Raw genomic sequence first — 22021 nt, forward strand, 5'->3', positions numbered from 1 at the left:
GATCATGTTAGAAACTGTTTGCCAACTGGCTCGCGATGCCGGCGCCGCCATTATGCAGGTATACGAAGGGCATCACCCTGTGGATGTGGCGCATAAGAAAGATGATTCACCGGTGACCGCCGCCGATCTGGCTGCACACCGGGTCATTAAGGACGGGCTGAGCGCCGCGTTTCCTGAAATTCCGCTATTGTCAGAAGAAGATCCACCGGCATGGGACGTTCGTCAGCACTGGCAGCGCTACTGGCTGGTCGATCCGTTGGATGGCACCAAAGAATTTCTCAACCGTAACGGCGAGTTTACGGTGAATATTGCGCTGATCGAGAATGGTCAGGCCGTGCTGGGCGTGGTGTATGTGCCGGTCACGGGCGTAATGTATGCCGCCGCGGACGGAAAAGCCTGGAAAGAAGAAAACGGGCAGCGTCGACAAATCACGGTGAAGCCGGCGCACCCGCCGCTGGTGGTGGTCAGTCGTTCTCATGCCGATCGGGAACTGAAGGATTATCTTAGCCAATTAGGCGAGCACCAAACTGTCGCGATTGGCTCGTCGCTGAAGTTTTGTCTGGTTGCCGAAGGAAAGGCGCAGCTTTATCCGCGCTTTGGGCCGACGAACATTTGGGACACGGCGGCGGGGCATGCGGTCGCGGTCGCTGCCGGCGCGCAGATCCACGATTGGCAAGGGCAGACGCTGTCTTACACGCCGCGTGAATCTTTCCTCAACCCCGGTTTTCGCGTCGCTCTGTTTTAGGTCACGGTTTTTCTTCCAGCAACTGGCGCAGCAGGGATATAACCTGCTGCACTTCCTGTCCAGTCAACGCGCCATCTTTTACGAAACGGACTTTCCCCTGCTTATCCAGCACGGCGATAGCTGAGCTTTGTGGCTGTAGCTGCCAGCTTTTCCGCACGTTACCGTTGCTATCGACAATAAATTGCGACCACGGAAAGGCTTTCTTGTTGTCCTCAAGACTGCTGCGCACGAACAGGCTGGTGCCGATAACGGCATCATCGGTATTCACGATTGTCGTCGTTTGGTAATAATCGTGCGGTAAGTTAGCGGCCTTCAGTGCAGAGATGAGCGGATCATTCATCTTTTTGGCAGACGTCCGGCCAGCGATATGTTGTATCACGCGAACTTTCCCGGGCAGTTGCGCACTGTTCCAGTTTTTATAGCTAAACTGATTATTCAGGTATTGAAGTTCCCCTCTGTCTGCGACGCCAACGGGGGGAACCGACTGGTTAAGCGTCAGCGTATGGGCCAAGGCCAGAGGCGAGATCCCCCCCAACAGCGCAATGAAAGAGAGAACGATGAACTGGTCGCGTACTTTTATCATGGTAAATCCCTGAGCGTTGGCGGCGGCCCGATACGGTATCAGGCAATAGAATAAGCGTAGATTCGGGAAACGGGTCTGTCCTGCTTTTGATAAAACGGTTGCTGTCTGAGGGGAGAATAACCTTATTTTTGAAGGTTTATACTGATAAGAAAGCGTTTATTTAAACACTATTCTGTAAGATTGTGTAAAAGCAGTTAAGAATACTGAAAAGCGGGGAACGAAATGCCGTTTTGCGAGACTAAACTATCAGTATCCGTTATCTCATTAGCGCTCGACATCCTTCGCCATGTTGGTCAAAGGGAGAGCGTCGAAAATAAAACGGGAGAGTAAAAACGATGAGGATCTTCGAACGTTACAATCCTTTGAAAGTCGCCAAGTACGTGAAAACCCTGTTTCGTGGACGGCTGTATATAAAAGGGATTGGTGCTTTTGAGTTCGACTACGGCAAAATTTTATTGCCAAAGAAACAGGATAAACAGCATCTTCTGGTGATGTCTGAAGTCAATCGCCAGGTTATTCGGCTTCAGGCCGAGATGGGATAAATGACGAAGAAGCGGCCCGATATGGGCCGCTTTTTTATCGTCTAACGCAGCGGATTACTTTACTCTGCATGATCCATTTTCACGTTGGAGGAGGGGGCAGGTCGGTCTTCCAGCCGAGTGACCAGCAATTGATCGATCTTGTAACTGTCGATATCCACTACCTCAAACTTATAGCCGGAGAAGCGCACCGAGTCCGTTCGTTTAGGGATTTTCCGCAGCGTATACATCATGAATCCGCCGATCGTTTCGTAGTTGCCGGAATGCGGGAAATCATCAATGTGCAGTGCGCGCATGACGTCTTCTATCGGCGTGCCGCCTTCAATGAGCCAGGAGTTCTCATCACGTGCGACAATCTGTTCTTCCATCCCCTGACCGACGAGGTCGCCCATCAGCGTGGTCATGACATCATTAAGGGTGATGATGCCAACAACCAGCGCGTATTCGTTCAGAATCACCGCGAAATCTTCACCTGCCGCTTTGAAGCTTTCCAGCGCTTCGGACAGCGTCAGGGTATCCGGAACGATCAGTGCGGGACGGATCTGCATGCCGCTGGTCAAAACCAGACTTTGGTTTCCTAACACCCGGTTCAGCAGGTCTTTTGAATCCACGTAGCCGACGATCTGGTCGATATGACCGTCGCAGACCAAAAATTTCGAGTGCGGCTGCTCGGCGATTTTTTCCTTAATGCTGCTTTCCTGTTCGTGCAGATCGAAGTAGACCACGCTTTCGCGTGATGTCATGGAAGACGGCACGGTACGGGATTCCAGCTCAAATACGTTCTCAATCAGCTCATGTTCCTGCTTGCGCAACACGCCCGCCAGCGCACCGGCTTCTACCACGGCGTAAATATCGTCGGAGGTGATGTCGTCCTTACGCACCATCGGCAGTTTGAGCAGGCGGAAAAGGATGTTAGACAAGCCGTTAAATACCCAAACCAGCGGGCGAAAAAGGAACAGACAGAAGCGCATAGGGTTGATTATACGGACCGCTACCGCTTCCGGCGCAATCATACCAATGCGTTTCGGGGTGAGATCGCCAAACAGAATGAACAGGCTGGTGACGAGTGCGAACGAACAGATGAAGCTGACTTTAGCCGCGGCTTCCGGCGACATGAAGCGCTCAAACAGCACGGAGAACACGGGGGAGAAGGACGCATCGCCGATGATACCGGCCAGGATCGCGACGGCGTTGACGCCAATCTGAATCACGGTGAAAAAGATGCCCGGCGTTTCCTGAAATTTAAGGACCATATCGGCGTTGAGGTTTCCCTCATCGGCCATCAGTTTAAGTTTTATTTTACGGGAAGCCGCCAGCGATATCTCGGATAGCGAGAAAAACGCACTGACGGCGATCAGAAAGAGAATCAGTAATAGACTGTTTAATATCATTTTAACATTTTCGCCTGCGCCGGAATTGGCTCAGCGATCCTCAGAAAGGTGAATACACTCGTCATATTTCAGGTTGCTTTGTGCGTTGGCGGCATGAACCGGCACGCCTGCGAGAGCCTCACCCGTTGGGCCGCCACAGCAGCATTCAAATCCGCTCAGGCTGAATGTTTCGTCGACCTGAGTCAGAATATTGAGCGCCCTCTCTTGCCGCTTTCACACAACGCGAATAATTAAAAGTATCAATTCATGGTCGTGATTGAAGGTATATAACCGGGCGATATTCGGCCCGGTTCGGCGGCATTATAACAGGCGCGGTGAAATTCCCGCCAGCGATCAACGCTGGGGCGGCAGGCAGATCCCGATACCGCCTAATCCGCAGTAGCCATCCGGATTCTTATACAAATATTGCTGGTGTTCATCTTCCGCATAATAGAACGGGCCGGCAGGCGCGATTTCCGTACTGATAGGACGGGCGTCGCCGTTCTCTATCATCGCCTGCTGAAAGCGCTGAAGGCTTTCCCGCGCGGCCTGCTCCTGTTCGGGGGTCAGCGTATAGATGGCGGAGCGGTATTGGCTACCGATATCGCCGCCCTGACGCATTCCCTGCGCGGGATCGTGATTTTCCCAGAACAGTTGCAGCAACTGCTCATAGCGGATGATGGCAGGATCGAAGACGATACGCACCGCTTCAGCGTGATCGGTCTGACCGCTACAGACTTCACGGTAGGTCGGATTGGGCGTATAGCCGCCGGTATAGCCGGCTGCGGTGCTGTAAATGCCCGGCTGCTGCCAGAACAGGCGTTCTACGCCCCAGAAACAGCCCATCGCAAAAATCGCCACGGACATGTGGTCAGGCACGTGCGTCATGGAATGTTCATTAACGGCATGCAGTCTGGCCACCGGCATCGGGGTGGCGCGCCCCGGTAAAGCATCGGACTTCGTAATCCGCTGGGTTTTATCAATAGGACTCATCGCGTTGTTGACTCCGCTGGATTCGTAAAATTTTTATAGAGAGCATAACCAAGAAGCATTGAGCTGTCTTTATCTCTTCATCGCGTTTAATGTTAAAGTCATGTTTATTGATAAAGCGACAGACTGATATTTACAGGTAAAAATCTATTCTTAAGATAGAAAATTAGTATTTATCACTAATTTCATGCAAAGTTACGGCGCTGTTTCAACGTTACGTGGTGATGTGTCAGACAGGTGTACAACGTCGAGCGCCAACGCGGCGGGCGAAGTGATAAAAGCCATGCTATAGATTTTTAGGCGACAGATCGATTTTATCAGGGAGCTCAGTGACTATTTTTATCAGAAACAACAGTATTACAGGACAAAAAAGCGGTCTTGCTGCCTGCCGCGCGTCACGATACCGAATTTGGGGCCTGTTGTGCGCGCTGCTGATGTTGGCCCCCGAGAGTCAGGCGGCAAATGTACGTTTGCAGGTCATGGGGCTGGAAGGCGCACTACAAAAAAACGTGCGCGCGCGCCTATCAACGATTGCGGTTGATGAAGTGAATGCCGACGGACGTTTCCGTTCACGCGTTGATGAAGCGATCCGTCAGGGGCTACGTGCGCTGGGCTACTACGATCCACAAATTAATTTTGAATTCCGGCCCGCAGTGAATGGCGGGCGTCCTGTTCTTATCGCGACCGTCACCCCCGGTGAACCGGTCCGAATAGCGGAAGTGAACATCACCTTGCGCGGCGAGGCGCGGAACGATAAAGACTACCAGAAGCTGGTGAAAGACGACCGCCCTGAAATCGGTTCGGTGTTGAATCATAGCGACTACGATCGCTTTAAGAGCGGGCTGAATGGGTTGACCTTGCATAAAGGCTATTTCGATGCACGCTTTCAGAAAAGCCAACTTGGCGTGATGCGAGAAGAGCGAAAAGCGTTTTGGGACATCGATTTTGATAGCGGCGAACGCTATCGCTTTGGGGCGGTAAATTTTCAGGGCTCCCAAATCCGCGAGGCCTATTTACACAATCTGGTGCCGTTTCACGAAGGCGACGCCTATTCCAGCGAAGATCTCGGCGAATTAAACCGCCGCCTTTCCGCGACGGGGTGGTTTAATTCGGTGGTGGTCTCTCCCGATTTCGACGGCTCGAAAAATACGAAGGTGCTGCCACTGGAGGCGGTTGTCACGCCGCGTACCCGTAACCGCGTCGAGACTGGGCTGGGTTACGCCACCGATGTCGGCCCGCGTTTTAAAACGACCTGGAATAAACCCTGGATAAATTCGCGGGGGCATAGTCTGGAAAGCAGTCTGAGCGTGTCCGCGCCGGAGCAATCGCTCGATCTGAGCTACAAAATTCCGTTACTGAAGAATCCCCTTGAGCACTATTACCTGCTACAGGGCGGCTTTAAGCGCGAAGATCTCAACGATACCCAATCGGATAGCACCACGCTGAACGTGGCGCGCTACTGGGAGTTATCCAGTGGCTGGCAACGGGCGATTAATCTGCGCTGGAGCCTCGATCACTTTACGCAAGGCAGTGTGACGGATACCACCATGTTGCTCTATCCGGGCGTGAGCATTAACCGTACCCGCCAGCGTGGAGGGCTGATGCCGGAATGGGGCGATACGCAGCGCTATTCTATTGATATTTCTGACACCACGTGGGGATCGGATATCGATTTTGCCGTGATTCAGGCGCAGAACGTCTGGATCCGCACGCTGGCAGAGAAACATCGCTTTGTGACCCGCGGCAATCTGGGCTGGATTGAAACGAATAATTTCTCCCGCGTGCCTCCTTCTCTGCGCTTCTTCGCCGGCGGCGATCGCAGTATTCGCGGGTACAAGTATAAATCTGTTTCTCCGCGCGGTAGTGACGGCAAACTGACCGGGGCCTCCAAGCTGGTAACGGGATCGCTGGAATATCAGTACAACGTATCAGGAAAATGGTGGGGAGCGGTTTTTGTTGATTCAGGTGAAGCCGTGAATGATATCAAACAGAGTAATTTCAAGACCGGAGCGGGGGTCGGTGTGCGTTGGGCCTCACCGATTGGCCCTGTGAAGCTGGATGTTGCCATGCCGATTGGCGATGACGAGAAGAAGAACAATGTTCAGTTCTATATTGCGCTGGGGCCTGAATTATGACGGATGATAAAAACGGCGGTGAAAAAAAAGCGCATGAGGTCATGACCGAAGAAAATACTACGCCGCAGCCCGTGTGGAAAAAGCGGCCGTGGAAAAAGGTTGGCATCGGCATTGTCGCCTTTCTGATGCTGCTGATCGTGGCGCTGGGGCTGCTGGTGGGGACGACGTCGGGACTGCATCTGCTGCTGAAGACGGCGACGCGGGTCGTTCCGGGTCTGGAGATCGCCAGCGTCAGCGGCGGCTGGCGCGATTTGACGTTGAAAAACGTCAGTTACCAGATGCCGGGCGTTACGGTACACAGTGATGCGTTTCATTTGTCGCTGGCGCCTGGCTGTCTGCGCCAGAGCCAGCTTTGCATCAACGATTTGTCGGCGAATCGCGTTAAGGTGATGGTCGATACCAAGGCGTTGCCTGCGACGGAAGAGCCTGCGCCAGCGTCTGAGCCGGTCACGGAAATCTCGGCGCCTTTCCCTATTTCTCTGCGCCAGCTTGTGCTCAACGGCGTTGAGGTCAACGTGGATGACATGGCGATTTCTCTGGGCGAGTTCCGCACGGGAATGCAGTGGGAAGGTCGGGCGCTGACGCTGCTGCCGACGAAAATCAGCGCGCTGCGGGTGGATTTGCCGAAAACGCCCGTCGATGTACTGGAAGATGGCAAGGTGACGGCGGAGGAAATAGCGAGTGTCGTCAAGGATTCTGCCGCTAGCGTGCGCGAAGCCGTAGAGCAGGGGACAACGCAAACCCTTCATATCGATAAAACCCTTACGGCGACTCAGACGCCATCGATACCGAAAGCCGATCGCGCATCTGACAACCCGGCCCTGAGTGAACCGGAACAGCCGCTGGGCGAACGTCTGAATGAACTGTTCTCTAAACCGCTGCTGCCCGACCTGCCGCAGTTCACGCTGCCGCTGGACCTGAATATTGTTGAGATCCACGGCGAACAACTACGCCTGACGGGCGATCAAAACATTTTAATTAACGATCTGTTGGTGCAGGCTTCGACGCAGCAGCAGCGTTTACGTCTGGATAAGTTCATCGTGCAATCGCCGCAGGGCGGATTAACTGTGCGCGGTGAGGCGACGCTCAGCGATAGCTGGCCGGTCTCGCTGGCGGCTAACGGCGTACTGAATGTCGATCCGCTCAAAGGGGAAAAACTGAAACTGACGGTCGACGGTGGTCTGCGTGAACAGTTGAATGTGGCGCTGAATCTTTCAGGGCCGCAGCGTGCTCAGCTCGATCTGCAAACCCGGTTGGCGGAAGCCGGCTTGCCGCTGGCGTTGACGCTGCAAACCGAGCGCGTGCGCTGGCCGCTGAGCGGAGAAACGCAGTATCAGGCCAGCAATGTCAGACTGCGTTTTAATGGCAAAGTGACGGACTACGCGTTATCGCTGCGTGGGGATCTGAGCGGCGCCGCTATTCCCCCCGCGACGCTGCTGCTGGACGGCAAAGGCAACGAGCAGCAGTTTACGCTGAGCCGCCTGCGGCTGGCTGCGCTACAAGGGAACGCGGATCTGAATGCACTTATCGACTGGAGCAAAGCGATCAGTTGGCGCAGCGAACTGCTGATCAATGGGATTAACACCGCGAAACAGTGGCCCGAATGGCCGGCGAAAATAGATGGCAAGATAACGACGCGCGGCAGTGTTTATGGCGGCAGCTGGCAGTTGCAGGTGCCGGAACTGCGTCTGGACGGCAACGTGAAAGCGAATAAGCTCACGGCCAGAGGCGAACTGCGCGGCAACGCCGCTGGACAGTGGACAATACCTGAGCTGAATCTGGCTTTAGGCCGCAATCAACTGAACGTCAAAGGCGACCTGAGTGATAAGTGGCAGTTGGATGCCGACATCAATGCACCCTCGTTGGACGGCATGCTGCCAGGTCTGGCGGGGCGCGTCATCGGAACGCTCAAGCTACGCGGCAATCTGAACGAGCCGCAAGTGCTGGCGGATATTACCGCGTCCGGCCTGCGCTGGCAGGCGATGACGCTTGGTCGGCTGCGGGTGGAAGGCGATGTCAGCTCAGAACAGCAGATTCACGGTAAACTGGCCGTGCGTCTTGACGCGCTGAAACAGGACGCCCTTGACATTACGCAGTTGACGCTGGAGGCGAGCGGCAATGAGGATCAGCATCAGCTTCAGTTCAATATGCAAGGTGAGCCGGTTGCGGGACGGCTGGCGCTATCCGGGCATTTCGATCGTCAGGAACAGCGCTGGCGCGGCACGTTGAACAATACCCGTTTCGACACCCCCGTTGGTGAATGGCGGCTGACGCAGGATATGGCGCTGGACTACCAGAACATGCGACAGACGATCGTCATTGGGACGCACTGCTGGCGGAACCCGAATGCCGAACTCTGCGTGCCGAAGGCGATTGAAGCCGGGCCGAGCGGACAGGCCAGTGTTCGACTGAACCGCTTCGATCTCGCGATGTTGAAACCGTTCCTGACGGCGGATACGGCGCTGGCGGGAACGTTTACCGGCGGTGCGGACATCAGCTGGCAGGCTGGGCAGGCCTTACCACAGGCGAAAGTCTCGCTGGTGGGGCGCGGGGTGGGCGTTCGTCAACGGGTACAGAGCAACACGCTGCCGATCGATTTCGATACCTTTACGCTGAACGCAGGAATCGATCGTGGACAGGTTCAGCTCGGTTGGTTGATGGCGATCCGCGATAACGGTCGCTTGAGCGGCGATATCCGGGTCTCCGACCCACAGGGACAGCGTAACCTCGGCGGTAACGTCACGGTCAATAATCTTTCATTGGCGTTGCTTAATCCGGCCTTGAATAAGGGCGAAAAAGTGGCGGGGATATTGAACGCGAATCTGCGGCTGGCGGGAGACGCCGCGCGCCCCCAGATATTCGGCCAGATGGCGCTGGAACAGTTGGATGTTGACGGCAACTGGATGCCCGTCGATCTGACTACCGCGCGGCTGGCGGTGAGCTTCAGCGGGATGTCGTCTACGCTGCAAGGCTTCCTGAAAACAGATAACGGGCAGTTGAACCTCGGCGGAAACGCGGACTGGTCCCGGCCCGATGATTGGCGCGCAAGGATCGCGGCAAAAGGCCAGAAACTTCGGGTGACGATCCCGCCCATGGCGCGGCTGGATGTCTCGCCGGATATTGTTTTCGAGGCTACGCCGCAGCTATTTGCTCTAAACGGCTCTGTCAGTATTCCATGGGCGCGCATCGTGGTGAAAGAGATGCCGGAGAGCGCCGTGGCGGTGTCGTCGGATGAAGTCATGCTGGATGCCCAGGGGCAACCGCTGAAGAAAACCAGTGCCGCGATCCCGATCAACAGCAATCTGACCATCCGCATTGGCAATGACGTGCGGCTGGAGGCGTTTGGGTTGGCTGCTCGCTTGCAGGGCGACCTGAAGATGGTTCAGGATGAACGAGGGCTGGGGCTGAACGGACAGGTCGACATACCTTCCGGCCGCTTTAAGGCTTATGGGCAGGATCTGCTGGTTCGTAAGGGGGTGATTCTGTTCTCCGGGCCGCCGGATCAGCCGATCCTGAATATTGAAGCGATTCGTAACCCGGACAACACGGCCGATGACGTCACCGCTGGCGTGCGCGTTACCGGCATCGCCACCACGCCGAAGCTGGAGATATTTTCCGACCCGGCGATGTCGCAGCAGGAAGCGCTCTCCTATCTGCTGCGCGGGGAAGGGCTGGATAGCAGCGGGACGGATAGCGCGGCCATGACCTCAATGTTAGTCGGTTTAGGGGTTGCACAAAGTGGTCAAGTTGTGGGTAAAATCGGCGAGGCCTTTGGCGTAAGTAATTTAGCTCTGGATACACAGGGCGTTGGCGATAACTCACAGGTTGTCGTCAGCGGCTACGTCCTACCGGGTCTGCAAGTGAAATATGGTGTTGGCATATTTGATTCTTTGGCAACGTTGACTTTGCGTTACCGCCTGATGCCAAGGCTCTATTTGGAAGCGGTGTCTGGCGTTAGCCAGGCATTAGATGTGCTCTATCAGTTTGAGTTTTAGTGATGCGAATTATTGTTTACGGCAGTTTACGACGCAAACAGGGAAATAGTCATTGGATGACGAATGCGCAGTGGTTAGGGGATTGTCAGCTCGCCGGGTACGAGATGTACGATCTCGGCCATTATCCGGCGGTGGTGCCCGGTGATGGGGAAATTTATTGCGAAGTCTATCGTATTAGTTCGTCGATACTGACGGAATTGGATGCTTTAAAACGGGATGGTCACGAATACCAGCGTGAGCTGATCGCCACTCCGTTGGGCAACGCCTGGATCTACCTGTACAAACATCCGGTTGCAGGGCTGACGCGTATCGTCAGCGGCGACTGGTTGAAACGCGACGAAGAAATCACTTGATTCTGTGCGTTAAGTCACGCATATGGGGCTTATAAAAAAACACCGCGCAAGGCGGTGTTTTTGATCGAACCATGTTGTTGAACATGGATGGCGTTAAGGCTTATTTGTTTTTGGCGCGCTCGAAAGAGGCAACGATTTCGGCTTTTGCCGCTTCAGCGTTGTCCCAACCTTCCACTTTCACCCACTTGCCTTTTTCCAGATCTTTGTAGTGTTCAAAGAAGTGACCGATCTGTGCGCGCAGCAGCTCAGGCAGATCGTTAACGTCTTTAATATGATCGTATTCTTTCGTCAGTTTGCTGTGCGGAACGGCAACCAGCTTGGCGTCTTCGCCTGCTTCGTCGGTCATTTTCAGCACGCCGACGGGGCGGCAGCGGATCACCGAGCCCGGCTGCAACGGATACGGAGTCGGCACCAGCACGTCAACCGGGTCGCCGTCCAGAGACAGCGTGTGGTTGATATAGCCGTAGTTGCATGGGTAGAACATGGCCGTAGACATGAAACGGTCTACAAACAGCGCACCGGTATCTTTATCAATTTCGTATTTGATCGGATCGGCGTTCGCCGGAATTTCAATCACTACATAGATATCTTCCGGCAGATCTTTACCCGCCGGGACATTGTTCAGACTCATGTCGGTTTCCTTCTCTTAAACCTGAAATAGCGTGGCCGTCATTATAGCCAAAAAGCGTTTAATGTCCCTGATTTTTCATGTGCCAGAGACGTTCGTCGCCAGCGCAGGCTGTTTAAGTAAAAACACTTTCGTTATTAAAGTTTCCTTAAAGAAAGCAGGTGTACTACCGATAGGAACATGATCCAAATCACTTTATACGAAGGTATTTTTCGTATTTGTTTATTGCTTGTCATTTCAGGGAAAATAAGATGTTAAAGAATATAACAATCAAGACGAGTTTGATTGCGCTGTTGGGAATGATGGTTCTGCTTTTATTGCTGGTCTGCGGCATTGGTGTTAGCGCCATCAATCAGGGAAGCGCTTCGCTTACCAAGATCGATAAGATTCAGGGCAAGGAAGTGACGGCGCTGGCGGGGAGTTACACGGCTTCACTTCGCGCCAGAACGGGGGCGGCACTGGCGGCACGCCAGATGGAAAGCGGTCTGACCGATCTCGCTAATGCCTCAGTCGCGCGCGCAGAAGCCTATATGGCGCTTTCCGCTAAAGAAATGGCGCGTTTTCTTTCCTATGGCACCGTAACGGAGCGCGGCGCCAAAATGGCGGAAGAGGTAAAAACTCACTACGAGCAATACATGAGTCAGGGGATCCAGCCGATGGTCGCGGCGCTTAAGCGCGGTGACGTCGACGCTTACTATGTGCTATTGCAGGATGTACTGCCGCCGCTCAGCGTGAAGATGGATAAAGTGGCGAACGAATTCCGCGATTTCGCTCTGGAGGTGGGGGAAGGTATGCTCGTCGAAGCTCAGCGTTTTGCGTTCAGCCGGTTGATCATCATCGGGGCGGTTTTGGCGTCCGTTTTGCTGCTGGTGCTGGCAACCTGGATTGCGTTGAAGCGCTCAATTCTGTCTCCGCTGGAAGAAACGGTTAGACAACTGGAGTTTATTGCCCGGGGTGATTTGACGCAGCCGATCGCTGACGGCGGCAACAACGAGATTGGCCGACTGGTTCAGGCCATGAAGGCGATGCAGTCTTCTCTGGCAACCGCCGTGGGTCGCGTTCGCGATGCCGGCATGCAGATTGACGTCGGAACCCGGGAGCTGGCGTCCGGCAATACCCATCTGGCCGCCCGCACGGAAGAGTCGGCATCGTCACTGGAAGAAACCGCCGCCAGTATGGAGCAACTGACCGCGACGGTGGCGCTGAATGCCGAGAGTGCGGAGCAGGCGCACACGCTGGCGCAGGATGTATCTGACATCGCGGATAAAGGGAGCAAGACGGTGGGGAACATGATGGAGAAAATGCAGATGATCTCCAACAGTTCCGAACGCATTGGCGACATTCTGGCCGTGATTGACGGCATTGCTTTCCAAACCAATATCCTGGCGCTGAATGCCGCGGTTGAGGCGGCGCGAGCCGGCGAGCAAGGGCGTGGGTTTGCCGTGGTTGCCGGTGAAGTCCGTAATCTGGCGCAGCGCAGCGCACAGTCGGCGAAAGAGATTAAAATGCTGATGGAAGAATCGCAAAGCCGCGTCAGTGAAGGCGCCAGCATGGCAAAAATCGCGGGCGAAACGATGAGGGATGTCTCGGATGCGGTCGCGCGCGTGACGGCCCTGATGCGCGAGATTTCGTCAGCGACGCGTGAACAAAGTAACGGGATTGGGCAGGTCAATCTGGCGGTATCGCAGATGGATGAAGTCGCGCAACAAAATGCATCGTTGGTTGAGGAATCAGCAGCCGCGACGCGTTCACTGGAAGAGCAGGCGCGCCTGCTGGCAGAAAGCATGGCGCAGTTTAAAATCCAACCGCAGGAATTTACGGCGATTGGCCGGTTCTAACTGCCTGAAACTCGAATGATTTAGGGATATCTCCCGTAAAAAATTCCCGTGAAAACGGGAATTTTTCGTCTCACTCTTCTGGGGACGTTTGTTCGTCTTCTGGTTTTTTCTTCTTGCGCAGTTTATGCCAGATCTTGCCTTCCTGTCCGCGCCATAGGCGCTGGATGTTGTCGTGGTGGCGCATCAATATCAGGCAGGAAAGCATCGCGACCGGGAAGGTGAACTGGGGTTTGAACCACCAAACGTAAAACGGCGCGATGAGCGCGCTGACGATGGCGCCAAGCGAGGAGTAACCGCTCAACAGCACGGTCAGCAGCCAGGTGCCTGTCATCACGCCCGTCAGATCCCAACCGATAGGGGCAATCGCGCCGAAGGCCGTCGCGACGCCTTTACCGCCGCGAAAATGGAAAAAGATCGGATAGATATGGCCGAGGCAGGCGGCAATGGCGGTCAAGCCAAGATACAGCGGGGGGATGCCCAGCGCGTAAGCCGCCCAAACGGGCAACATGCCTTTTAGCACATCGAAAACCAGTACGGTCGCCGCGGCAGCCTTGCCGCCAATACGCAGTACGTTAGTCGCTCCCGGATTCTTCGAGCCGTGTTGACGAGGATCGGGGAGCCCGGCAATCCGGCAGAACAAAATCGCGCTGGAAATCGATCCACACAGATACGCGATTATTATCATACCAAGCGCGATAACACTCATAACGCCATTCCGTTCAATTGAGGGATGTTTAATAAGAGTCGTTTTACTCTTCTCATCTGTGGATAATACGCACATTCCGTCGGAAGTGGTATCCGACAGCGACAAAAACAGAGAATGGCGTGATGGATATCGTATTTATTGAAGAGCTTACCGTAATCACTACTATTGGCGTTTACGATTGGGAACAGACCATCCAGCAGAAACTGGTGTTCGATATCGAACTGGGCTGGGATAACCGTCAGGCTGCGGCCAGCGATGATGTTCGCGACTGTCTGAGCTATGCTGATGTCAGTGAGGCGGTGATTGCGCATGTGGCCGGTAAGCGTTTTGCGCTGGTAGAACGCGTGGCCGAAGAAGTCGCACAGCTGTTAATGCAGCGTTTCGCGATCCCCTGGTTGCGCATCAAACTCAGCAAACCCGGCGCAGTGGCGCAGGCGCGTCAGGTGGGGGTGATTATTGAGCGCGGTACGCGATAAATCTGATTTAACAGAATAAATAATGAATTACTTGCAACTAAATCGTAACCTAACCAGTCTATAAGCCTGTTATAGCGGCTCGCGGAAGTGCGCGCCGCTTTTTTTTTGGCAAATATCGGCTTCACCCACCGGCGCCGATACGCGTGTAGCGTTATCAGCTCTGCGAGTAAGCGATATTCTGTTTTTTTTATGAGAGGCAAGGATTTCTAGATGGCTGACCTGCATTCATTGCTAATTGCATTTATTCTCGGCGTGGTCGAAGGATTGACCGAGTTTTTGCCCGTATCGTCTACGGGGCATATGATCATTGTGGGCCATTGGCTGGGGTTTACGGACGAGAAAGCCAAAACGTTTGAAGTCATTATTCAGTTGGGTTCTATTCTGGCGGTCGTCGCGATGTTCTGGCGTCGTCTCTTTGGTTTGATCGGCATTCACTTTGGTGGTGTGCCACATGAAGGGCATACGGCTGGCCGACTGAAATTGACGCACATTTTGCTGGCGATGATCCCCGCGGTGGTGCTTGGACTGGTTTTCCATAACGTCATTAAATCGCTGTTTTATCCACAGAATGTGATGTATGCGCTGGTGGTCGGCGGCTTTCTGTTATTAGCGGCTGAATGGCTTAAGCCTAAAAAACCGCTTGCCGTCGGGCTGGATGATATTACGCATCGTCAGGCGTTTATGATTGGCTGTTTTCAGTGTCTGGCGCTGTGGCCCGGTTTCTCACGCTCCGGCGCGACGATTTCCGGCGGGATGCTGGTCGGGGTCAGTCGTTATGCCGCTTCCGAGTTTTCGTTCATTCTGGCGGTGCCGATGATGATGGGGGCGACCGTACTGGATCTCTACAAAAGCTGGCATTTCCTGTCACTGGCCGATGTACCGATGTTTGCGGTCGGGTTTGTGACGGCGTTTATCGTGGCGCTGATTGCGATTAAAACGTTCCTGCAAGTCATCAAACGCATCTCGTTTGTGCCGTTCGCGATTTATCGTTTTATCGTCGCGGGCGTCGTTTATATGGTGTTTATGTAAACGTTGTCCGGGTAACGAGAGGCCGCGCATTGCGCGGCCTTTCTTTTATGATGTCGCGGATACATCCGGCTGCTGCGCTTTCCAGTCTGCCAGCGCGCGTATACGGCGGCGCGTGAGTTCATGGCGGACGTCAATGCCTTTAAAGCCGTCGGCGACAACGTCGGCGCTGCCGACCTGACTGGCGATGCGGAAGGCTTCTCGCAGGTAGTCGCCTTGTGGATAAGGGTGCTCTTCAAAACCGGTCCGTCCTCTGGCGTCGGCTTCGCTGGTCAGCGCTAACTGCGCCAGACGCTGCGGCTTGCGCCAGACGTCGATCGCATCAAATAACTTCAGCAACGTTTTCGGTTGCAGCACCTGCACCGTGTGAATCAGATCGTGGTATTCCGCAACCAGTTTCGCCAAATCACGGATGGGGTTAGGCACGCGCAAACGCTGGCACAGCGCCTCAACCAGCTTGACGCCGGCCGGGCCGTGCCCGTGGTGGCTCGGCCATAATTCGCGGGGCGTTAGCCCTTTCCCTAAATCGTGGCACAGCGCGGCAAAACGCACATCGATCTCCGGACTGAGGCGGGCAGCCATTGCCAATGTCATCATCGTATGAATGCCCGTGTCGATTTCAGGATGCCATTTTGCCGGGGCAGGCACGCCGTACAGCTTATCGACCTCAGGGAACAGGATGGCGAGCGCGCCACAGTGTCGCAGTACCTGAAAATAGACCGCCGGCGAGGCGGTGCCGAGCGCTTTTTCCGTCTCTTTCCAGACGCGCTCTGGCGTCAGATAAGCCAGTTCCCCGCCCTGCGTCATTTTTGTCATCAGCGTCATGGTTTCTTCCGCAATCCGGAAGCCAAGATGGGCAAAACGCGCCGCAAAACGGGCAACGCGCAACACCCGTAACGGATCTTCACTGAAGGCATCGGAAACGTGGCGCAGTAAGCGATTCTCAAGATCGCGGCGGCCATGATAAGGGTCGATCAGGTCGCCCTGCTCGGTGCGCGCCATGGCGTTGATGGTTAAATCGCGGCGTAGCAAATCCTGCTCTAACGTGACATCCGGCGCGGCATGGCAGACAAAACCGGTATAGCCCGTGCCGGATTTGCGTTCGGTTCGGGCCAGCGCGTACTCCTCGCGGCTAACGGGGTGTAAGAAGACGGGAAAATCCTTTCCAACCTGCTGGTAGCCCTGCGCAAGCAGGCATTCTGGCGTCGCGCCCACCACCACCCAATCTTTCTCTGTTACGGGTAAATCAAGCAGGCTGTCCCGCACAGCGCCGCCGACAAGGTAGATCTTCAACGTCGGGCTCCTGAATCAATGGCCAATATCTGGCAACATTCTATCATCTTTACGTGGCGGCGTTGTCCGCGCAAAAAAATGCCTGCGTGGCGGCAGGCATGTCATCAGATTAGCTCATCCAGCGATCGTTTTTCTTCTTGCGGGGGATGATGTGCGGCAACAACAGACCAAGCAGGAGACCGATGCCGGCAACACCGCCGCCGTACATAAACCATTGCAGGATGATAGTCCGCTGTTTATCGTCCAACTGGACATTCGCCGCGCTGACTTTCTTCTGCGCGACGATAAGTTGATTTTTCAGATCCTGATTTTCCTGGCGTAACCCGTTGATAATATCATCGCTTGCTGCCACTTTTTGCTGCATGTCAGCCGTCCGCTGGTTCCAGGTCTGATCGATATTATTCAGTTTTTCGGTCAGGTCTTTGACCTGATTTTCCAGTTCCGGTACTCGTGTGCGCAGGCTTGGCGTTTCGCTGAGCTGATCAAGCGGTATCCAGGTGGTGCGATTTTTTTCATCACGGATTTGCGCGTAGCCTGCGTTTTCGTTCACGCTGAGCAGCGTGACCTGATCGCCGGCATTCAACGTACCGACGATACGGTATTGATTGCCCGGGCCGCTATGGACATACGTCAATAATTCATCGGAAATGAAGCGTTTCTCTTCCGCCTGCGCGCTCCAGCTCAGCGTGAGAGAAAATAAAGTGAAACAAAGTAAGCCTAATTTCTGCATAAGATCATTATGTTGCGTGAATGGTGGTCTGATAGTAGAGGCTTAAGTCTGACGAGGCAATGTGTAAACCGAAATGAGAACAGTCTTAGAAGGTGGCGAACGGGGAGTTAAGCAGGAAAAAGGGCGTAGCCAACATTATGTTTGCATAAGAAATGCGCGCTTGTTCGCAGGTGAAAAAGAGTCTGTGTGGTAAGGGTGGTCAGGTGAAGTAAAATGTTATTTACTGACATGATAATGAACGCGATTCTGGTGCTGTGAATGCTATGAGTGAAGAAATTGAACTGAAGTTTATTGTTCATCCCGACGGCGTGGAATCGCTGCTGACGCAGCTGGCTGAGTGGGAGAGTGATTACAGCCAGTATGAGCACATGCGCGCTCAGCGCCTGAGCAATACCTATTACGAAACGCCTGATAATTACCTGCGCCGCAATGGCATTGGTTTGCGCATCCGCGGTGATAACCAGCGCTACGAGATGACGGCGAAAACTGCGGGTAAGGTGATTGCCGGGCTGCACCAACACCCCGAATACAATGTCGCGTTGGAAAATGCCGAGCTGGATCTCAGCCGGTTTCCGGTTGAGATTTGGCCGGAGGATTGCGATGTGGCGTCGCTGCAACAGTCGCTTATCCCGCTGTTCAGTACGGATTTTACCCGTGAAAAGTGGGTGTTTACTTACCACCAAAGCGTGATTGAAGTCGCCCTGGATCGCGGTGAAATTCGTGCCGGCGCGTTGAGCGAACCCCTGTGCGAACTGGAAATGGAGCTAAAGCTGGGGCAGACCCACCATCTGTTGGCGTTGGCAAAAGAGATCGCGGAATTTGGCGGTTTGCGACAAGGCTGCCTCAGTAAAGCCGCACGGGGGTCTCATCTGGCGAAAGGCAATCCGGTTCGTCCGTGTCTTCCCCTGAATCGGCTGGTCGTGGATGCGAAAGCCAATATCGATCAGGCCATTCGCGCGGCGCTGGAGCAGGCGTTGAATCACTGGCAGTACCATGAAGAACTGTGGGTCAGAGGTGATTCTGCCGCGCGTGAGGCCCTGCCGCAGGCCAGCGCGTTAATGCGGGAAATGCTGGTGCTGGTGGGGGGGGGCGTACCCCGTAAAGTCACCACGCTTTTTCGCTCTGCGCTTGCCAGTCTGGAAGCCCGTCTGCAAGGCCCCGACGGTGCGGAGATGTGTTATAGCGTGGACTATCTGCAAAGTAAGTTGGTACTGACTTCCTGGCTGGTCGAATCAGGCTGGCGCGATTATATGGATAATAAAGATCGCATTAAGCTACAGGGCTCTTTCAAGCGTTTTGCCGATATTATGCTGAGCCGCACCGCAGCGGAGCTGAAAAGCGCATTTTCCTCCCCTCTGACGGAGGTACAGTACGAACAGCAAGCTCCCCGTCTGCAACGCTCTCTTTATGCTTTTCTTCTCTTATCCGGCGCTTATCCGGCAGAGCAGGTAGAGGCTTACGTTGAACACTGGCGGGGGTTGCTACAGGCGGTTGAACAATTCGCCGTCGATCGCGCCTCTGCGATGCAGTTGGAAACCTGCCGTAAAGCGACGCAGATGTTGTCTCCGTTCTGGTTACATAGCGGCGGACAGTAACCGTTAACGGCCGCTTGCCGGAGAGGACAGGCGGCGCATCAAGGGAACCCTCATGTCGATACTTCCTGTGCCAGCTCTACCAGTGCTTTTAGCGGAACATGCTCAGCGGGCGTTATCGCGTTTGCGCGAGGCGGCGCCTGATGAACCGGTATCAGACAGCGACGCTGCCGTGCTGGCATTGAGTGATTTTGTCAGCGATGCGCTGGTGCTGCACCCCGACTGGTGGCAACGGATCCATCAACAACCGCCGCAGCCGGAAGAGTGGCGACACTACGCCGACGTGTTGAATGACGCGATGGCCAGCGTGACCGATGAGAATACGCTGATGGCGACGTTGCGTCGGTTCCGCCGCCAGATGTTAACGCGAATTGCATGGTCGCAGGCGTTGCAAACCAGTTCGACGGAACAGACGCTGCGTCAGCTCAGCGAACTGGCCGAGGCGATGATTGTCGCCGCCAGAGACTGGCTGTATCAGGCCTGTTGCCGTGAGTGGGGGACGCCCTGCAACGCGCAGGGCGTCGCTCAGCCGTTGCTGATTCTGGGAATGGGCAAGCTGGGCGGCGGCGAGCTTAACTTCTCTTCGGATATCGACCTGATCTTTGTCTATCCCGAAAATGGTCAAACGCAGGGCGGACGACGCGAGTTGGATAACGCGCAGTTTTTCACCCGCCTGGGACAGCGGCTCATCAAGGTGCTGGATCAGCCGACGTTCGATGGTTTCGTTTACCGTGTGGATATGCGGTTGCGTCCCTTTGGCGACAGCGGGCCACTGGTGTTCAGCTTCGCGGCGATGGAGGATTACTATCAGGAACAAGGGCGGGACTGGGAGCGCTACGCAATGGTCAAAGCCCGCCTGATGGGAGGGATGGAGGATGCTTACAGTCAGGAGTTACGCCGTATGCTGAAGCCCTTCGTCTTTCGTCGCTACATCGATTTCAGCGTGATTCAGTCGCTGCGCAATATGAAAAGCATGATTGCCCGTGAGGTCAGGCGTCGGGATTTGCGTAATAACATCAAGCTGGGAGCAGGCGGCATCCGGGAGATCGAATTTATTACCCAGGTGTTCCAACTGATCCGCGGCGGGCGTGAACCGGGTTTACAGGCGCGCGCGCTGCTGCCTACGCTCCAGCATATCGGTACGCTGGGGCTATTGACGCCGCAGCAGGTGCGCGATCTCAGTGAATCGTATCTGTTTCTGCGTCGGCTGGAAAACCTGTTGCAGGCCATTGCCGATGAGCAGACGCAAACGTTGCCGGATGATGCATTGAACCAGCAGCGGCTGGCGTGGGGCATGGGGTTTGACCGTTGGGAACGATTGAACTCAACGCTGTTACAGCATATGCAGGCGGTGCGCCGCGTGTTCGACGATCTGATTGGCGACGATGCGCCGGACAGTCAGGATATCCCCGAACATGGCAGCTACAGCAGCCTGTGGCAGGACGCGCTGGATGACGGTGATCTGGCTCCGCTGACGCCGCACCTGACGGAAGCGGTACGTGAACAGCTGATGAAGACGGTTGTTGAATTTCGTAAAGACGTGGCGAAACGCACAATAGGGCCGCGCGGACGTGATGTGCTGGATCAACTCATGCCGTGTTTGCTGGCGGAAGTCTGCGCCCGTCAGGAGGCGGATACGGTGTTGTCCCGTTTGACGCCGCTGCTGCTGGGGATCGTCACCCGTACTACCTATCTCGAACTGTTGCTGGAGTCCCGGGCCGCGCTGGCGCAGTTGATCCGCCTGTGCGAGGCTTCGCCGATGGTTGCCAGCCAGTTGGCGCGTTATCCTCTGCTGCTGGATGAGCTGCTTGACGCCTCGACGCTGTATCAGCCGACGGCGCCGGAGGCGTATTCCGATGAGCTACGTCAGTATTTGCTGCGTGTGCCTGAGGATGATGAAGAGCAACAGTTAGAGGCGGTGCGCCAGTTCAAACAGTCTCAGTTATTACGCATTGCCGCCGGCGACATCGGCGGCGTGCTGCCGGTGATGAAAGTAAGCGACCACTTAACCTATCTGGCGGAAGCGATTATTGCCGCGGTCGTTCAGCAAGCGTGGGGGCAGATGGTGCAGCGCTATGGTCAGCCTTCCCATTTGCAGCATCGGGAAGGACGCGGGTTTGCCGTCATTGCTTATGGCAAGCTGGGGGGCTGGGAACTGGGTTACCGTTCCGATCTGGATCTGGTGTTTTTACTGGACTGTCCGGCGGATGTCATGACGGATGGTGAACGCAGTATCGATGGTCGCCAGTTTTATCTGCGCCTTGCGCAGCGCGTCATGCACCTGTTTAGCACCCGCACGTCATCAGGCATTCTGTATGAAGTGGATGCCCGTCTGAGGCCGTCGGGCGCCGCCGGTATGCTGGTGAGCACGATTGAAGCGTTCGACGACTATCAGCGCAATGAGGCATGGACGTGGGAGCATCAGGCGCTGGTACGGGCGCGTATGGTATACGGCGAAAGCGGCGTGCAGCAGAAATTCGAGTCCATTCGCCGCCGTATTCTCTGCACGGCGCGTGACGCAGACACCCTGCGTACCGAAGTGCGTGAGATGCGGGAAAAAATGCGTCAGCATCTGGCAAACAAAGATAAAGCGCTTTTTGATATAAAAACCGACGCGGGCGGGATTACGGACATTGAATTTATCGTCCAGTATCTGGTGCTGCGTTACGCCGCGCAGGAGCCGCGTTTAACCCGTTGGTCGGACAATGTGCGTATTCTGGACCTGTTGGCGCAGCATGGCGTGATGGAAGAGCGCGAAGCCAATGCGCTCAAGCTGGCCTACGTGACCATGCGTGATGCATTGCACCGTCTGGCGTTGCAGGAATTGTCAGGACGGGTCAGCAAAGATCGGTTCGTTGCTGAGCGAGAGCAGGTGCTGGTCAGTTGGAATAAATGGTTGTCGGGCGCGTAAGGTTCTTTCATGGGATATCGCCGCCATGCAGCGAGCGCCACGGTGCGGTGGCGTGTCATGAGGGTGCCTGTGATAGTATGTACGCAGAGAGTTTTACGCGCATTATGCGAA

Annotated in this window: 17 protein-coding genes; 10 read left to right on the forward strand and 7 right to left on the reverse strand. The window is 55.0% G+C overall.

All coding sequences use genetic code 11. The features are described 5' to 3' along the window. The first annotated feature begins 4 nt into the window (after positions 1 to 4). The gene (gene cysQ, locus EDC54_RS14120) at positions 5 to 745 is read left to right on the forward strand and encodes a 3'(2'),5'-bisphosphate nucleotidase CysQ (RefSeq protein ID WP_132457582.1); all 741 of its coding nucleotides are present in this window, start codon (positions 5 to 7) and stop codon (positions 743 to 745) included. Between the two features lies 1 nt (position 746). On the opposite strand, the gene EDC54_RS14125 is transcribed toward cysQ, so the two are convergent. After that, positions 747 to 1328 (reverse strand): YtfJ family protein, encoded by a 582-nt coding sequence (locus EDC54_RS14125; protein ID WP_132457585.1) that lies wholly within the window; start codon positions 1326 to 1328, stop codon positions 747 to 749. A 335-nt stretch (positions 1329 to 1663) separates the two neighbouring features. On the opposite strand from EDC54_RS14125, the gene EDC54_RS14130 reads away from it, so the two are divergent. Next, entirely contained in the window at positions 1664 to 1870 is a 207-nt protein-coding gene (locus tag EDC54_RS14130; RefSeq protein WP_132457588.1) for a DUF1107 domain-containing protein, read from the forward strand. 59 nt (positions 1871 to 1929) lie between these two features. On the opposite strand, the gene EDC54_RS14135 is transcribed toward EDC54_RS14130, so the two are convergent. Both EDC54_RS14135 and msrA read right to left on the reverse strand, forming a co-directional pair. Beyond that, positions 1930 to 3255: a hemolysin family protein gene (locus EDC54_RS14135; RefSeq protein ID WP_132457774.1), complete on the reverse strand. Its 1326-nt coding sequence runs from the start codon at positions 3253 to 3255 to the stop codon at positions 1930 to 1932. Between the two features lie 336 nt (positions 3256 to 3591). Beyond that, complete coding sequence (gene msrA / locus EDC54_RS14140; RefSeq protein WP_132457591.1) at positions 3592 to 4230, reverse strand: peptide-methionine (S)-S-oxide reductase MsrA; 639 nt, start codon at positions 4228 to 4230, stop codon at positions 3592 to 3594. Between the two features lie 431 nt (positions 4231 to 4661). Between msrA and tamA the strand changes: the two genes are divergently transcribed. The 3 genes from tamA to EDC54_RS14155 are packed head-to-tail and all read left to right on the forward strand — an operon-like array spanning position 4662 to position 10710. Then, positions 4662 to 6362 (forward strand): autotransporter assembly complex protein TamA, encoded by a 1701-nt coding sequence (gene tamA, locus EDC54_RS14145; RefSeq protein ID WP_132457777.1) that lies wholly within the window; start codon positions 4662 to 4664, stop codon positions 6360 to 6362. Positions 6363 to 6403: 41 nt separating this feature from the next. Beyond that, complete coding sequence (gene tamB / locus EDC54_RS14150) at positions 6404 to 10357, forward strand: autotransporter assembly complex protein TamB (RefSeq protein WP_230514529.1); 3954 nt, start codon at positions 6404 to 6406, stop codon at positions 10355 to 10357. Positions 10358 to 10359: 2 nt separating this feature from the next. Further along, on the forward strand, positions 10360 to 10710 hold the full coding sequence (locus EDC54_RS14155; RefSeq protein ID WP_132457597.1) for a gamma-glutamylcyclotransferase family protein: 351 nt from the start codon (positions 10360 to 10362) through the stop codon (positions 10708 to 10710). 100 nt (positions 10711 to 10810) lie between these two features. Here EDC54_RS14155 and ppa read toward each other — a convergent pair whose 3' ends face one another. Next, positions 10811 to 11341 (reverse strand): inorganic diphosphatase, encoded by a 531-nt coding sequence (gene ppa / locus EDC54_RS14160; RefSeq protein WP_039350246.1) that lies wholly within the window; start codon positions 11339 to 11341, stop codon positions 10811 to 10813. Between the two features lie 248 nt (positions 11342 to 11589). On the opposite strand from ppa, the gene EDC54_RS14165 reads away from it, so the two are divergent. Further along, entirely contained in the window at positions 11590 to 13176 is a 1587-nt protein-coding gene (locus EDC54_RS14165) for a methyl-accepting chemotaxis protein (protein WP_132457600.1), read from the forward strand. 70 nt (positions 13177 to 13246) lie between these two features. Here EDC54_RS14165 and plsY read toward each other — a convergent pair whose 3' ends face one another. Continuing rightward, a complete protein-coding gene (plsY, locus tag EDC54_RS14170) occupies positions 13247 to 13882 on the reverse strand; it encodes a glycerol-3-phosphate 1-O-acyltransferase PlsY (RefSeq protein WP_132457603.1) in 636 nt (211 codons plus the stop codon). A 122-nt stretch (positions 13883 to 14004) separates the two neighbouring features. Between plsY and folB the strand changes: the two genes are divergently transcribed. Together folB and bacA are read left to right on the forward strand one after the other, a co-directional pair. Next, on the forward strand, positions 14005 to 14358 hold the full coding sequence (gene folB / locus EDC54_RS14175) for a bifunctional dihydroneopterin aldolase/7,8-dihydroneopterin epimerase (RefSeq protein ID WP_132457606.1): 354 nt from the start codon (positions 14005 to 14007) through the stop codon (positions 14356 to 14358). Between the two features lie 210 nt (positions 14359 to 14568). Then, entirely contained in the window at positions 14569 to 15387 is an 819-nt protein-coding gene (gene bacA / locus EDC54_RS14180; protein ID WP_132457609.1) for an undecaprenyl-diphosphate phosphatase, read from the forward strand. 45 nt (positions 15388 to 15432) lie between these two features. Here the strand turns inward: bacA and EDC54_RS14185 are convergent, their stop codons facing one another. Together EDC54_RS14185 and EDC54_RS14190 are read right to left on the reverse strand one after the other, a co-directional pair. After that, on the reverse strand, positions 15433 to 16677 hold the full coding sequence (locus tag EDC54_RS14185) for a multifunctional CCA addition/repair protein (protein WP_132457611.1): 1245 nt from the start codon (positions 16675 to 16677) through the stop codon (positions 15433 to 15435). 109 nt (positions 16678 to 16786) lie between these two features. After that, positions 16787 to 17407 (reverse strand): TIGR04211 family SH3 domain-containing protein, encoded by a 621-nt coding sequence (locus EDC54_RS14190; protein WP_132457614.1) that lies wholly within the window; start codon positions 17405 to 17407, stop codon positions 16787 to 16789. Between the two features lie 263 nt (positions 17408 to 17670). On the opposite strand from EDC54_RS14190, the gene EDC54_RS14195 reads away from it, so the two are divergent. Both EDC54_RS14195 and glnE read left to right on the forward strand, forming a co-directional pair. Beyond that, the gene (locus tag EDC54_RS14195) at positions 17671 to 19002 is read left to right on the forward strand and encodes a CYTH domain-containing protein (protein ID WP_132457617.1); all 1332 of its coding nucleotides are present in this window, start codon (positions 17671 to 17673) and stop codon (positions 19000 to 19002) included. Positions 19003 to 19054: 52 nt separating this feature from the next. Then, positions 19055 to 21910 carry a bifunctional [glutamate--ammonia ligase]-adenylyl-L-tyrosine phosphorylase/[glutamate--ammonia-ligase] adenylyltransferase gene (glnE, locus tag EDC54_RS14200; RefSeq protein WP_132457620.1) on the forward strand — a complete coding sequence of 952 codons (2856 nt, stop codon included), beginning with the start codon at positions 19055 to 19057 and terminating at the stop codon, positions 21908 to 21910. Positions 21911 to 22021: the final 111 nt, after the last annotated feature.

Source organism: Samsonia erythrinae, assembly GCF_004342665.1.
Classification (GTDB): domain Bacteria; phylum Pseudomonadota; class Gammaproteobacteria; order Enterobacterales; family Enterobacteriaceae; genus Samsonia; species Samsonia erythrinae.

Bases quoted from the DNA above. Each gene is read 5' to 3' on its own strand.
- cysQ (WP_132457582.1), top strand. From the start codon at position 5: ATGTTAGAAACTGTTTGCCAACTGGCTCGCGATGCCGGCGCCGCCATT.
- EDC54_RS14125 (WP_132457585.1), bottom strand. From the start codon at position 1,328: ATGATAAAAGTACGCGACCAGTTCATCGTTCTCTCTTTCATTGCGCTG.
- EDC54_RS14130 (WP_132457588.1), top strand. From the start codon at position 1,664: ATGAGGATCTTCGAACGTTACAATCCTTTGAAAGTCGCCAAGTACGTG.
- msrA (WP_132457591.1), bottom strand. From the start codon at position 4,230: ATGAGTCCTATTGATAAAACCCAGCGGATTACGAAGTCCGATGCTTTA.
- tamA (WP_132457777.1), top strand. From the start codon at position 4,662: ATGTTGGCCCCCGAGAGTCAGGCGGCAAATGTACGTTTGCAGGTCATG.
- tamB (WP_230514529.1), top strand. From the start codon at position 6,404: ATGACCGAAGAAAATACTACGCCGCAGCCCGTGTGGAAAAAGCGGCCG.
- EDC54_RS14155 (WP_132457597.1), top strand. From the start codon at position 10,360: ATGCGAATTATTGTTTACGGCAGTTTACGACGCAAACAGGGAAATAGT.
- ppa (WP_039350246.1), bottom strand. From the start codon at position 11,341: ATGAGTCTGAACAATGTCCCGGCGGGTAAAGATCTGCCGGAAGATATC.
- EDC54_RS14165 (WP_132457600.1), top strand. From the start codon at position 11,590: ATGTTAAAGAATATAACAATCAAGACGAGTTTGATTGCGCTGTTGGGA.
- plsY (WP_132457603.1), bottom strand. From the start codon at position 13,882: ATGAGTGTTATCGCGCTTGGTATGATAATAATCGCGTATCTGTGTGGA.
- folB (WP_132457606.1), top strand. From the start codon at position 14,005: ATGGATATCGTATTTATTGAAGAGCTTACCGTAATCACTACTATTGGC.
- bacA (WP_132457609.1), top strand. From the start codon at position 14,569: ATGGCTGACCTGCATTCATTGCTAATTGCATTTATTCTCGGCGTGGTC.
- EDC54_RS14190 (WP_132457614.1), bottom strand. From the start codon at position 17,407: ATGCAGAAATTAGGCTTACTTTGTTTCACTTTATTTTCTCTCACGCTG.
- EDC54_RS14195 (WP_132457617.1), top strand. From the start codon at position 17,671: ATGAGTGAAGAAATTGAACTGAAGTTTATTGTTCATCCCGACGGCGTG.
- glnE (WP_132457620.1), top strand. From the start codon at position 19,055: ATGTCGATACTTCCTGTGCCAGCTCTACCAGTGCTTTTAGCGGAACAT.